Origin of the sequence: Anaerotignum faecicola (assembly GCA_024460105.1) — a bacterium.
Classification (GTDB): Bacteria; Bacillota; Clostridia; order Lachnospirales; family Anaerotignaceae; genus JANFXS01.
Map to the genome: position 1 here is coordinate 182,117 of JANFXS010000001.1, position 13,093 is coordinate 195,209.

General features: G+C 38.7%; 10 protein-coding genes and 3 tRNA genes. 2 read left to right on the top strand and 11 right to left on the bottom strand.

Annotation, left to right across the window (positions count from 1 at the left end):
• Positions 1-7: 7 nt before the first annotated feature.
• The 5 genes from NE664_00815 to NE664_00835 all read right to left on the bottom strand — a co-directional run bounded on the left by NE664_00815 (position 8) and on the right by NE664_00835 (position 6,880).
• On the bottom strand, positions 8-1,231 hold the full coding sequence (locus NE664_00815) for an RtcB family protein (protein ID MCQ4725205.1): 1,224 nt from the start codon (positions 1,229-1,231) through the stop codon (positions 8-10).
• Positions 1,232-2,326 carry a slipin family protein gene (locus NE664_00820; GenBank protein MCQ4725206.1) on the bottom strand — a complete coding sequence of 365 codons (1,095 nt, stop codon included), beginning with the start codon at positions 2,324-2,326 and terminating at the stop codon, positions 1,232-1,234.
• Positions 2,327-3,139: 813 nt separating this feature from the next.
• Positions 3,140-4,051: a WYL domain-containing protein gene (locus tag NE664_00825; GenBank protein ID MCQ4725207.1), complete on the bottom strand. Its 912-nt coding sequence runs from the start codon at positions 4,049-4,051 to the stop codon at positions 3,140-3,142.
• A gap of 12 nt (positions 4,052-4,063) precedes the next feature.
• Positions 4,064-5,284 carry a WYL domain-containing protein gene (locus NE664_00830; protein MCQ4725208.1) on the bottom strand — a complete coding sequence of 407 codons (1,221 nt, stop codon included), beginning with the start codon at positions 5,282-5,284 and terminating at the stop codon, positions 4,064-4,066.
• A 33-nt stretch (positions 5,285-5,317) separates the two neighbouring features.
• On the bottom strand, positions 5,318-6,880 hold the full coding sequence (locus NE664_00835) for a hypothetical protein (protein MCQ4725209.1): 1,563 nt from the start codon (positions 6,878-6,880) through the stop codon (positions 5,318-5,320).
• Between the two features lie 154 nt (positions 6,881-7,034).
• On the opposite strand from NE664_00835, the gene NE664_00840 reads away from it, so the two are divergent.
• A complete protein-coding gene (locus tag NE664_00840) occupies positions 7,035-8,900 on the top strand; it encodes a site-specific DNA-methyltransferase (protein ID MCQ4725210.1) in 1,866 nt (621 codons plus the stop codon).
• Between the two features lie 300 nt (positions 8,901-9,200).
• On the opposite strand, the gene NE664_00845 is transcribed toward NE664_00840, so the two are convergent.
• The 6 genes from NE664_00845 to NE664_00870 all read right to left on the bottom strand — a co-directional run bounded on the left by NE664_00845 (position 9,201) and on the right by NE664_00870 (position 11,700).
• Positions 9,201-9,280, bottom strand: a tRNA-Leu gene (locus tag NE664_00845).
• A 279-nt stretch (positions 9,281-9,559) separates the two neighbouring features.
• A tRNA-Arg gene (locus NE664_00850) sits at positions 9,560-9,633 on the bottom strand.
• Between the two features lie 26 nt (positions 9,634-9,659).
• Positions 9,660-9,730 (bottom strand) — tRNA-Gly (locus NE664_00855).
• A gap of 63 nt (positions 9,731-9,793) precedes the next feature.
• On the bottom strand, positions 9,794-10,300 hold the full coding sequence (locus NE664_00860) for a metallophosphoesterase (protein ID MCQ4725211.1): 507 nt from the start codon (positions 10,298-10,300) through the stop codon (positions 9,794-9,796).
• Positions 10,301-10,891 carry an RdgB/HAM1 family non-canonical purine NTP pyrophosphatase gene (rdgB, locus tag NE664_00865; protein MCQ4725212.1) on the bottom strand — a complete coding sequence of 197 codons (591 nt, stop codon included), beginning with the start codon at positions 10,889-10,891 and terminating at the stop codon, positions 10,301-10,303.
• Complete coding sequence (locus NE664_00870; protein ID MCQ4725213.1) at positions 10,888-11,700, bottom strand: EcsC family protein; 813 nt, start codon at positions 11,698-11,700, stop codon at positions 10,888-10,890. The genes rdgB and NE664_00870 overlap by 4 nt, the downstream gene beginning before the upstream one ends.
• Before the next feature lie 221 nt (positions 11,701-11,921).
• On the opposite strand from NE664_00870, the gene spoVT reads away from it, so the two are divergent.
• The gene (gene spoVT, locus NE664_00875; GenBank protein MCQ4725214.1) at positions 11,922-12,473 is read left to right on the top strand and encodes a stage V sporulation protein T; all 552 of its coding nucleotides are present in this window, start codon (positions 11,922-11,924) and stop codon (positions 12,471-12,473) included.
• The last annotated feature ends 620 nt before the right edge of the window (positions 12,474-13,093 follow it).

Consider the following 13,093-nt stretch of genomic DNA (forward strand, 5'->3'; position numbering starts at 1 on the left):
TCCTTCCTTATTCCACGGCTTTAAAATTATAGAGCGGCTTTATTTCTTTTATTATCTTTGCCGTAGGGAAAATATTTTTAACTATATCGTTTTTATCTTTATACGCCATAGGGCACTCGTCAAGCGTAAGGCTATTAACCGACGTAGTGAAAATACCTTTCATTTCATTTTTAAACTCCTCAACGGTAAACGTTTCGTTTGCTTTAGAACGGCTGTAAAGCCTCCCCGCCCCGTGCGGAGCGGAAAAATTCCATTCGGGATTTCCTTTTCCGACACAAATAAGGCTTCCGTCGCGCATGTTAATCGGTATCAGCATTTTTTCGCCGCTCAATGCCGAAACAGCTCCTTTTCTTATGATATTGCTGTTGTGATCCACATAATTATGGACTGTTTCAAAGCTTTCAAAATCATCAGGAGATTTATCAAACATATTTTTCAATATAAGCTCCGCTATTACAGAACGGTTAAGCGCGGCGTAGTCCTGGCATATTTCCATATCCTCAAGGTACATCCTTCGGCAATCTCCCGTAAGATAGCAAAGCTCCTTGGGGACGTCAATCTCTTTTTCTTTCCAATCTTTCATAAGTTCTTTAATTTTACCTTGTATCTCTTTTCTTCTTCCTGCTGCTTTATATTCGGCTATAATCCTATCTTTTTCCTCAAAAAACTTATCCTTTCCCTTCATAATATCATATGCAAGGCTCTGATAATACTCCGCAACCTGCTTTCCCAAGTTCCTGCTGCCCGTATGGATAACAAGGTATTTATTGCCGTTTTCATCACAGTCTATCTCTATAAAATGGTTTCCCCCGCCTAAAGTTCCGATACTTCTTTCAATCCTTTTTGTATTTTTCAACATTCTATAACAATTCAAATCCATTAAGCGCCCATATCTTACAATTCGCCCTTCATGGGTATTCTTACCGCTGGGAACAAATTTTCTTATAACGTCGTCAAGCTTTTCAAAATCTATTTCCATATCCCCAAGCTCTACCGTAAGCATGCCGCATCCTATATCGATGCCAACTATGTTTGGTATAACTTTATCGCCGAGATCCGCCGTAAATCCTATAACGCACCCCGCGCCTGCATGCACGTCCGGCATAATCCTTATGCGGCTTCCCTCGGCAAAACTTTGATTACAAAGCTTTTGTATCTGTTCCAATGCATTCTCCTCAATTTCATCGGCATATGCCACAGCCATGTTATACCTTCCAACTATCTCTTTCATTTACATTCCCTCCCTGAACGCCGCCGAAAGCTGCGCCAACAAATCATTATTCCCATTTAAATTAATGTTTCCCACATGCGAACATATCTTCTCAATATATTCCAGTTCCTTCAGCTTATAAAGGGTTTTATTTTCATCCATAAGCCTTGCCGTATTAAGAAGCGAACGTGTGGACGCTACTTCTTCCCTGCGGGTTATAACGTTTGCCTGAGCCCTTTTTTCGGCTATAAGCACAGTATTCATAATATCGCGTATCTCTCCCGGGAGTATTATATCCTTGACCCCCGCATCCTTTACGCTGATATAATAATCATTCTCCTTTTCTTTCAGCTTTTCAAGCACATACTTAGATATTATGTCTTTATTTTCCAGTATCTCGTCAATTTTATGCCCGCCCGACACTTCCCTTAAAGCGAGCTGTACCATTACATGTATATGATTTTCGTAATTGTCTACGGAAGCTTGTTTTATAAAATCGGTAATACTATAGCTTAAAACAAAATTAACCCTTATGGTTACTTTATCCTGTGTAAGAACCTCCTGTCCGTTTATATTCATTTGTATAAGCCTTGTATCCGCAAACTCTGTCCTGATCCTGTCGTTAAGTTTCCAAAAATAATATGTTCCCGCTTCAAGAAGCCTCTCAAATTTATTGTCAATATATAGCCTTGCTTTTTGATATGGAGCAACGTCTGATTTTATATAAAGCTCTTTCGGAAGCTTTGAAAAAATATATTCAGGTATCTCTTCGGCCGTTTCCGGAATTGACATATCGTATACTTTAAATTCATGTTTATGAAGCAAATTCCAAAAAGCATGTTTGCCGCACAAAAGAAAGCCTGCATATTTGCCGTCGATATAGTGGAGCGCTATTTCCTGATCCTTTACATCAATAACGTCTGCCTCCTCCGATATTATTTCGTCCTTTAAAAGTGTTTCCAATGAACATAATTCCGAAAAAATCGGGCCGTTTATATCCACGGTTTCTATCCTGCGTCCAAAAAACGCATAATATTTACCGTCTTTAAGCGCCTTCACAAAGCTTCCGTTTTTAAAAAGCAATCCTCTTTCTTCATTACTAATTGTTGTCATCATATATAAACCCCCCTAAGGATTATTTCCGCCGCTCCGCCATACATATACGGCGGCTTATAAATTCAGGCGCCGTATGCCAAAGCGGGATATCAATCTGGCTTCGGCATATAAGCGACGGTATCCTTTATAAGGCATGGCCGTATATGTATTTTCCCAAAAGTTATGGCGGTAACACTTTAACAATTTAATACTTGAGCTTTACAGATAACCTAATCCGTATTAAGTCTCCAAAGTCGGAATACATTACGGCACAGCCTCATGCACCGCGGTATGTCGCGCACGGAATATAACCCGTATCATCGCCGTCCGCATATTACGCCCAATCGGAGTAAAGCGTCTCCGCCGGGCGCCGCATCCGGCAGCAGTACGCCAAATACCGGCTACTGACTTTGTATTTAAAGTATAATACTGGAAATAATATTAATCACGGAAAAAAAGTTGCGAAATCAAATACCATGTCGGCCTGCCAAGCTTGCCCAAATTGGGAACAGACAAATCCTGCTTATTGACATAACGTATCTGCTTTAAAAAACTGCCGGAAAATAAAACCTAAAAAAGATATATCTGCAAACGCCTGTATACATAATATTGCCCGTTTTGCAGAACTTTGCAGTATCCCGCCGTTCAATATACAGCTTATTGCGGACTTGCTTAAACATACGGCAGTTTTTAAAACAGTATACCTGACGCTGTAAACTGAAAGGCATATAAAAATTGTCGGGCAAATACTTCCCGACAGTAAAAACAATTCTATAAATTCGTTAAATATTACATTAAAAACGGCGTTTTCAAAATCCGAAAACGCCGTTTTTATTATTTTATATTGCATTTCTTCTGCATGACAAGCCGCTCTTTAATTAGATTTACAAATCCCTCCGGTTCGACCGCTTTCACCTGAGGACCAAACGACAAAACCCGTATTACAAGTTCTGTTTCATCTTCTTTTCTGTAAAACACTTTCATCTTAAAGCGTCCTTCTCCGACTTTTTCCGCCTCTTTTTGAAAATGAGCAAAATGCATCATTACCCTTTCCAACGCATTCCTTTTATCTTCAATTTCAATCACAAAGCTTTTCTTTTCAACCGCGTTTTTTATATCATATGTTTTTTTAAACGCGTCAGCCATACTGCATGAAATAATCTTTCCCAGGTTAAGAACCGAAACTTCGCGTCTGCCCGCCGTATAAAGCCTGAATTTATCGTCTTTTGCCGAATACTCAAGCTTGACCGGGACAATACATGTATTTATAACCCTTCCGTTTTTTCCGCTGTAAGATATATAAAGCCTTCTTTTTTCGTTCAGCCCTCTAAGTATTATCCTGAAATTTTTGATATATGTTTCATCCTGAAAATTATCTCCGTCATTATAACGGTCAAACACAAAATAATCGTCCGTAAGAAACAGAGGCTCGATATCTTCCAATCCTTCCGTTCCAACGCCGAAAAGTTTAAACCTCGGATCTAAACTTACGGCCTTTAGCCAACGTTTTTGTATTTCCGTAAGCGGCATCGACGGCGTATGCTTTATCGGGGTTGTCATATCCCTGCATATAAGCTGCCACTCCTGTTCTTTTATTGACGGTATAATATTAAGCGCGCTTTCTTCAAAGGCATATTTATTTATAATCTCACTCATACGGCTTTCCGTAAGGCCGCCTTCCTGCGCGCATTTAATTATGTCAGCCACTGCGTTATAATACGAACCGTATATTTCATGAAAAATCATGCCGCAACCACCTCAATAAACGCCGTACATATCATACATTTCTTCCAGATCGTTTTTGAACGTGTTCTCAACCGTTCTGTTTGAAAAATCAAGCTGCGTAATCCTGCCGATAAAAGTCCTTATCCATGGTATCATTTCCGAAGTGTCAAAAACGTCTGCATAAAACCTGTACTTGTTTTCGCCAAGAAACTCAACTTCGCCGCATCGTTTTTCGCGTTCCAGCCTGTTTAGTATATATTCCTCGCCGTCGTTTATTTTTATTGTAAATTCCACATGCTCAAGACCGTTTTTGCCGTTACAGCATATTCCCCATATATTGTCTTTTATACTGTTTAATCTTTCAGTCAGCTGTTCGTAGTTTTCACATTCTTTGCCGATCTCAACTTCATTTATAAAGTCTGTCCTGTAAGAATTTATAACTTTGTAATGCTTATCACAGCCAATTAAATACTGCCTTCCCGTTTGCGAGCTTACATAAATTTTAAGCGGAGTTACGTTTATATTGTTTTTATTGCTTTCGCCTTTTTTTATGGTTACGTCGCGTCTTTGCCTTATAGCGTTAAAAAGAACGAAAACAATTCCGCTGTCAAGGGCATATGTAATATAGTGGTGTTTAAACGTAAAATTGCCGTTAAGCTTTCCCATTTTGTCGAGTATAAAGCTTCCTATCACTCCGCACTGCGAAGCTTCCGAAAAAAACGACACCGCATCTTTAAAACCTGATATGTCAAAACTTCCGCGCCGCCTGTATAAAACATTCCTGCCTCTTTTTTCAGATTCCGTAAGTCCAAGGATACAATACTCCTTCAGTTTTTTTCTTACCCCCGACTCGTCAAAAGCCATCGGCTTATCAAAAACAGAAAGATATTCGGCATTAATCTTTTCCATTATTTCTTTCATTGTAAAACATTCATCGGGCTTGTAAAGTATATCCATTATTATAAAATGCAGAGTTATATCCCCGCTTGTGAAGCTTTTGGCTTTAAAAGCTTTATAAAGCGGGTTTCCCGATATAATCCCTGTGTCAATGGATATAAAAACATTTTTTCCGGCCGCCGTCCTGTTAAACCCCATATATCCGCAAAGGTAGCTTTCAATACGCCGGCGCTCATTATCGTACGAACGCAGGCTTTTCCCGCTGAAATCCTCACGGCTTTTAAATCCGTATACATAAAAATCCCGCATATAGCCGCGTATTTTAGAAAAGTTTTTTATAAGTTCGCTATATGCCATGTCAAAATCCCGTCCTTAAAATATAATTGAAAATTACTCCGCTTTCGCAAATTTCCCTTCAAAGAGTATTTCGCCTGTTTCCTTATCCCTTAAAAAATAATAAAACGGCCTGTCGGCTATAAATTTTTTCTGCTCGGGAATACTTCGTACAAGCGAAACAGAAGAAACAGAAGCCGCTCTTGTACCTTTCTCATCAACGCTTATAGCTGTATTTTGAATTATATCAGAAACATAATAATTATACCCTTCCTTCAGCATCGGGCTTAACTCGGCTTCACCTGGTTCAAATATATTTGAAACTCCCATATTTTTAAGCATTTCCTTTATATTTATATTGTTGTCTATTTCAAATTCCGGCATTTGGATATATACGTTTTCTTTTTTGCTTCCGTTGAATATTCTTTCAAGCATGCCGTTGTCAACAGGCTTATCGGATAAAACAAATGTCATGTCGTACGGCGTATAAAGTTCTGCCATATCGCCGGTAATAATATCCATGTTTCTAGCCGTACCGTATGCAAGCGTTAATGCCTTCATCCCTTCTTCTTCATAATATTGGAACAAATCTTCATCTCCGAGAGGCTTATCCATAACCATATAGTCTATGTCAATTTCCGTACCATCCGCATTATGGAATATGCCTTTTTTATTGTCGCCGTCAAATGGACAAATCCATGTCCCCTCAAATAAGGCTGCGTTCAAAAGTACAATTTCAAATTCGGCGTCTTTTACAGGAGATTTAACATAACCGTCTGTTTTTTCCTCGACCCATTCATTAATAGGGCTTATATCGCTATTTTCAATTATTTCTGCCGTACTTTTATAATAATTTTCGGCTGTATCTTTAAATTCCTTTTGCAGCTCGTTTTCAGCCCCATTTATCCATATTGAATTAGCGCTTGTATAAACAGCCGTCGTAAAAGGCGAATTTTCCCAAAGTTCCAAATTTTTGGCTGAACGTCTATTATAGCTTTCAAGCTCCGATATATTTAAAGCATTTAAAATCTGTTCCCGCGTTTTGCCTTCTGTGCCGTTTGCCGTCATCGCAAGAGCTGTTTTAAGGCTTTCAACGGCTATTACGCTGTTCTCTGTTTCAGGAAGTTCATTTAAAAGCGATACGGCGAAAGTATAATCGTTCTCTCTCCGGTTTTTATTGCTTTCGTCACGCCATGTTATTAAAACATTTCCTTCATCCACAGACAGGCCTGTTTCATAGAAAATCCTGTAAAGAAGATCTGAAGGTATGTACATAACACCATCCGAAACTTCGATTTTGTTTTTTAATTTTATTTCAATATTTATTTCACCATAATATAGAGTGTCTTCCGACAAACTTACCGTGTTGCTTTGCGGTCCCCGATCTATTATTGCATACGGGTGCGAATATGCAACTGTATATCCCAATTTTTCGCAAAGTTCCCTCAGAGGAAGGTATACAACGCCGTTTTTCTCATAAGGTTCATTCAAAAATTCTTCCTGTTCCATGCTGTTGATATAAACATTTAAATTTTTTTCACTTGCGTTTTTTGCATAAGCGAATGAAGGAAACGTCATCGAAATTACGACTGCGGCAAATATCAGCTTTTTAAAAAACATATATACTCCTCCTTTGACAATATTGAAATTTATATATTTCAATATTACTATATGGCAATAATTTTGTCAATTTTCCCCATTTCATATCTTTGACGATGAAATTCAATTATGATAAAATATCAGAAATAAACAGGAAAAACGGAGGCATTTTTACATGCGCAAACACGAAAACAATCAAAAATATAAACCAAAAACCGAAACCTGCGACATAAAATTTGAAAAATTTGCCGCCTTATTTCCGTCCGCAGTTACGCAAACAGTTATAAACGGCCGAGTAGTCCGGGCTGTTGACAAGGATATATTATCCGCCGAAATTAACGCCGAAATTGTCGGCGGAACAGACGAGGAATATGTATTTTCATGGCCCGGCAAAAGGCATGCCGCTCTTGATACATTCTCTAAAGCATCCGCGTCCCTTGTGCCATGCAGAAGTGAAAGCGTATTTTTTGATGAAACCGAAAATATATATATCGAAGGCGATAATCTGACCGCTTTAAAACTGCTCCAAAAATCTTATAAAAGCAGCATAAAAATGATATATATCGATCCTCCATATAATACGGGCAATGATTTTGTATATAACGATCGATATGCGCAGAGCGTTTCCGAATTTTCCGCAAAAAGCGGGAAAAGCAAATTTTGCGGCGGCCGCCTTCACACAAACTGGCTTAATATGATGTATCCCCGCCTTTCGGCGGCCCGAAACCTGTTATGCGATGAAGGAGTTATCATAATAAGCATTGATGACAATGAGCTTGCAAATACAGAAAAAATATGCGACGAAATATTCGGAAGCCACAATCATTTAGGCACTTTTATCGTTAATTCAACCCCAAACGCCCGCGATTACGGCCATATAGGGAAAATGCATGAATTCGCCCTCTTTTATGCAAAAGACTGCAAAAAGGCAAAAACTTTCAGCATCCCCGACGCCGAAAAAAAATTCAAATACAGCGATGAAAACGGCGGCTTCAACATACACCCTCTTTACAACAGCAACGAAGCCTTTACAAAGTATAACCGACCGAACCTTTACTACCCATTTTATCTGTATCCTGACAGGCCCTACGGCAAAAACTTTTTTGAAATCGGCTTTGAAAAAACCGCAAACTCCATTGAAATATATCCTCCGAAATCCGTAAAAAATTCGGTGCAGTTTGTATGGCGTTGGGGAAAAGAGAAATCCATGAAATACATGAATAAAGAAATAACCGGCTATATGACAAGCTCCGGAGAATACAGGATTGTACAGAAAATGCGCCGGAAAGATAAAATTATACGTTCTATGCTTACCGATACGAAATATTCAAACAGACGCGGAACACAGGAATTTGAAAAGCTGTTTAAAAACAAATGTTTTTCTTTTCCGAAGCCTCTCGGCCTAATAAGCGATTTTTTAACGGCCGGAACGGATAAAGAAAGCATTGTGCTTGATTTTTTTGCCGGCTCGTCTACAACGGCGCAGGCTGTTATGGAGCTCAACGCCGCAGACGGCGGACACCGAAAATTTATCATGATACAACGCCCCGAAAAAACGGCCAAAGACAGCATCGCTTACAAATCCGGATTTAAAAATATATGTGAAATAGGCAAAGAGCGCATACGCCTTGCAGGGGAAAACATGCGCGAAAGCTGTTCCATGCAAACCGCCGCAGACACAGGGTTTCGTGTTTTTAAACTTCGCGAACCTACCGCGAATGTCAAAAGCTGTATTTTGGCTGATAACGCAAACAACTATGACTATGCTGTATTCAACTTAATGGCCGAATCAGGCGTAAAACTTTCATGCAAAGTCATAGAAAAAACAATATGTTCAAACAGAATATACGAGACTTCCGAAGGCGCCTTAACAGCTTGTTTTGAGGAGTTTATATCCGATGAAGCCGCAAAATACATGGCCTCTGAAAAACCCGAATACTTTATCGTTTCCTCGCCGCCGTCCGAAAATATAAAACGGATTTTTGAGAATGTCAGCCCTGAAACAAAAATCAAAAACATCGGAAAATCCAATAATATTTAATACATGAAAAATTTTTACCTCTGCCGTCCCAACAAAAATCCTCATAATAATCCCGGAAGGGAATATATATCTTTTACTGCTTATTTAATTGTAAAGCATAGCTGTATAATTCGGAACGGAATATTATCATTTACTTTCAAAACAATAAAATCCGTCGGAAAGCAACTTTGAATAAAATAAAATCGTACGGGTTATATCAAATATATAAATGACAGCCGTTTATGAAATTTCAACTCTTTTTGCGATTTATATTTACAAACATAAAAAGACAGGTCCCTTATAAAAGGACCTGTCTTTTTATGCGGATAACAGGAATCGAACCTGCACCCTCTCGGACTGGATTCTAAGTCCAGCGCGTCTGCCAGTTCCGCCATATCCGCATGAAGCAAAATTTCTCATCATATGCATGCCGCAAAGACCTTGCGCCTAATATACATCCTATCTTCCATGCCGCAATGCGATATACCAAAATATTATACATTATAATAATAAAAAGTCAATATATATGCTCCAAAAATCCATTAATCCGTGAAGCAAACATTCCGAATATATAAAAGCTCCGTTTCTGTTAAACCAAAACGACATACGCTTTACATAATAAGAAAACAAAAACGCCGTAAAATCAAAAAAGCCTTCTGGCTTATGCAGAAGGTAATAAATGAACCGGAAGGGATTCGAACCCCCGACCCACGGCTTAGAAGGCCGTTGCTCTATCCAACTGAGCTACCGATCCGAAACGTCATTTTTGAGATTGAAAAAAGCGGGTGATGAGAATCGAACTCACGTGTTCAGCTTGGAAGGCTGACGTTCTACCATTGAACTACACCCGCATATCAACAATAGCTATTCTACAACATAGAATATAAATTGTCAATAACTTTTTTCAAAATTTTCTAAATTTTTTCTGATTTGCCTTTCGATATAAATTTATATGTTTCAAATAAGATGCGCCCGCCTTCCGTAATCTCCGCAATTCCGAAAGTAGGAAAATCCGTTCCCCTCGGCAATGATATGCTTCCCGGATTAAAAACGGCAACCCCCATGCTTTCATCATAAAACGGGCTGTGCGTGTGGCCGAAAAGAGCGGCGTCAGCCCCGTTTTCCTGAGCTAGAAATATAAGATTTAAAACCCCGTAATTAACCCTTTGCCTGTGCCCGTGAACAAGCAGAAACTTTTTACCGCCGATATTCACAGACATTTCAAAGGGAACCTTCCCTGAAAAATCATTATTGCCGGCAACATTATAGAACTTCCTGTCCGGAAAAATCTTTTTTAAATTTTCTACGTCTTCAACAACATCCCCCAAATGGATTACATCCTTTATGCCGCCGAACGTTTTTATAACTTCGGCGGCATTATCCAAATACCTGTGGGTGTCGCTTAATATAAGTATCTTCATTTAAATTAACCCCTTTAATTTTTCCTTCATGGCCTCAAGCGCCTTTCCCCTGTGGCTGATACTGTTTTTAAGTTCAACGTCGATTTCAGAGAGAGTTTTTTCAAACGGCGGATAAAAAAATATCGGATCATAGCCGAACCCGTTTGTCCCCTTCGGCTCATAAGCAATAATTCCCTCGACAGTTCCCCTCGCCGTAATAACCTTTCCGTCCGGGAACGCCGCCGCTATGACGCTTACAAATCTTGCCGTCCTCTCCTTCTCATCAACGCCTTCAAGCATTTCCAGTATTTTTGCGTTTTTAACCTCATAAGGAGTTTCTTCGCCCATAAATCTTGCGGAATGGACTCCCGGCTTTTTTCCTATGTAATCTATTTCGAGGCCCGAGTCGTCGCTTATGCTGACGCATCCGCTCGCTTCCATAACGGCTTTAGCCTTAATAATGGCGTTATCCTCGAAAGTTTTCCCGTTCTCGTCTATATCAATATCTATACCGGCCTCGGTCATTGTCAATATTTCCGCGTTAAGCTCGCTTAGCATGAGCTTTACCTCTTTAACTTTTCCTGCGTTTTTTGTAGCAAATATTATTTTCATTTTTTCCCTCCGTCTGTCCGCTGTACTATTTTCTCTGACAAAAATCTTTTTCTGTATTTTATTTCCGCATACTCGGCAATTCTTTTCATATAAACTGCGTCAAAAAATCCTCCCACGGCCCCTATTACAACAATTCCCTGTATAAATTTCATATATAAAATTTCTTTTGAAATTGATTCGGCGGCTTTTTTAATTAATTCGTCTACAGGCCGGCTTATTTGACAAATCCCTTTTTCTATACACATATTTATTTCATTGTCAATTTCCTTAAATCCACTTCCGCCTGAAAACGCCCCCTGTATAATAAGCAGTATAAAACGCCGCTCATCCTCCGTTTCATAATCAAAACCGAAGCTTAAAGCCGTTTCATATATATTTTTAAGCATAATCGCCGTAAATACGGGTATATCCGGAACACCTACGCCTATAACGCCCATTCCAACGCCGGACACTCCTGAAATTAATATATTCTTTGCCTTGGCCCTTCCGGCTCCTTTGGAAAACTCTTTTAGGGTTTTTCTTGTTTTATACACTTCATCCGCATATTCATTTACAAGGAATGTTTTTTTCATTCCGCTTTTATCATACGTCTTTTCAATAATTCCTGTCCCTTTTTCAAATACGGCGGAAAAAGCCTTTATAAACGCCGCGTCTAATGTTTCCTGAAGTTTCCGGGGAACCTTGCCTTCAAACGCCTTATTAATACGCGATTCTTTTCCGTTTATTCTTTTCAACATAAAGCGGCGTTCCTGTTTTTCCAATTTTTTGATTTCAAGCTTAACCTGATCTTTCTTTTGAAAAAAAATCATTTTCCACCCCCAATTTATAAGACGTTCCCATATAATTTATATAATACCATAAAAATTGCTTTATAATATATTTTTCATCAAAAAAATATAAAGAGAAAATCATGTAAATTTACTTGAATAATAATTTTGTTGCCGCAAATACTATTTCCATAGAATTTCAAATGCAAAAACGCCTTAATTAAAACAGGCTGCATTTTGCAAATTTCATTCTAGGAGGAATAATATTAATGAAAGCTACAGGTATTGTCAGGAGAATAGATGACCTCGGAAGAGTAGTTATTCCTAAGGAAATCAGAAGAACAATGCGTATAAGGGAAGGCGACCCTTTAGAGATATTTACAGACAGGGACGGGGAAATTATATTAAAAAAATATTCGCCTATAGGCGAACTCGGAACCTTTGCCAAAGAATATGCCGAAAGCCTTGCGCAAACGGCGGGACACATAACGTGCATTATAGATAAAGATCAAATAATTGCCGTTTCGGGCGGCGGAAAAAAAGAATTTCTTGAAAAACACATCAGCCCTGCTATGGAAAAATGTTTAAGCTCAAGGAATTCCTTAAATGCAAACAGAAAGGAATCCGCATTCGTGCCAATCCTTGAAGACGACGTTGCCGACGCATATAATTACCAGCTTGTAACTCCCATAATCTCCGAGGGCGACGTACTCGGAGCAGTCGTATTTTTATCAAAGGATCAAAAAATGGGAGAAGTTGAAGGCAAACTTGCTCAAACGGCCGCGGCATTCCTCGGAAAACAAATGGAACAGTAAGAAAAGCGTCGGCTTGGAAATCATTTATAACCTTAAATATTAACTTCAATAAAAATTCCAACATAAAAGCCGCAAATACGCTTCTGAATACAATATATTTTAAGCATAATAAGCTGATTTAAGCAAAATAAAAAATCCGCCGTGCTGCTTCCCCCTGATACAGGGGGATTTTTATATAATTCAATACTACTTGAAATTCCTTTCTGCTCAGTATAATCGGTAAATACCCGAATTAAATGCGCCTTCACTTTTTAAAAAGATCTTAATACATACTTGCCTTTTCAGATACTTTATGTTAATATACATTCAAGATTAATTTTTGGGGTTGAGTTCCGCACATTCCGTCAGAAGTGTCGGGACTCTTTTTTATTGTTTTAAGAAAAGAAAATGCTTTATATAAGTTAAAGCTATGTTTTAATTAACTTATACAGGCTATGCCTTTTTTGAAACCATAAACTCTATCGGCGGCAAAGCCTGTATAATTAAACTTCAATAAATTCCAAAGCTCCGTTAATTATTATAATTTATCCGCCAGCCTAAACAAGTCAAAACCCTTATAGAGGCCCGTCCATGTGAAATAAACAACTGCATATAGAAAACGATGCGCAAACCGCCATACA

Coding starts and splice junctions, on each gene's coding strand:
- NE664_00815 (MCQ4725205.1), bottom strand. CDS start 1,231: ATGAAAGAGATAGTTGGAAGGTATAACATGGCTGTGGCATATGCCGAT.
- NE664_00820 (MCQ4725206.1), bottom strand. CDS start 2,326: ATGATGACAACAATTAGTAATGAAGAAAGAGGATTGCTTTTTAAAAAC.
- NE664_00825 (MCQ4725207.1), bottom strand. CDS start 4,051: ATGATTTTTCATGAAATATACGGTTCGTATTATAACGCAGTGGCTGAC.
- NE664_00830 (MCQ4725208.1), bottom strand. CDS start 5,284: ATGGCATATAGCGAACTTATAAAAAACTTTTCTAAAATACGCGGCTAT.
- NE664_00835 (MCQ4725209.1), bottom strand. CDS start 6,880: ATGTTTTTTAAAAAGCTGATATTTGCCGCAGTCGTAATTTCGATGACG.
- NE664_00840 (MCQ4725210.1), top strand. CDS start 7,035: ATGCGCAAACACGAAAACAATCAAAAATATAAACCAAAAACCGAAACC.
- NE664_00860 (MCQ4725211.1), bottom strand. CDS start 10,300: ATGAAGATACTTATATTAAGCGACACCCACAGGTATTTGGATAATGCC.
- rdgB (MCQ4725212.1), bottom strand. CDS start 10,891: ATGAAAATAATATTTGCTACAAAAAACGCAGGAAAAGTTAAAGAGGTA.
- NE664_00870 (MCQ4725213.1), bottom strand. CDS start 11,700: ATGATTTTTTTTCAAAAGAAAGATCAGGTTAAGCTTGAAATCAAAAAA.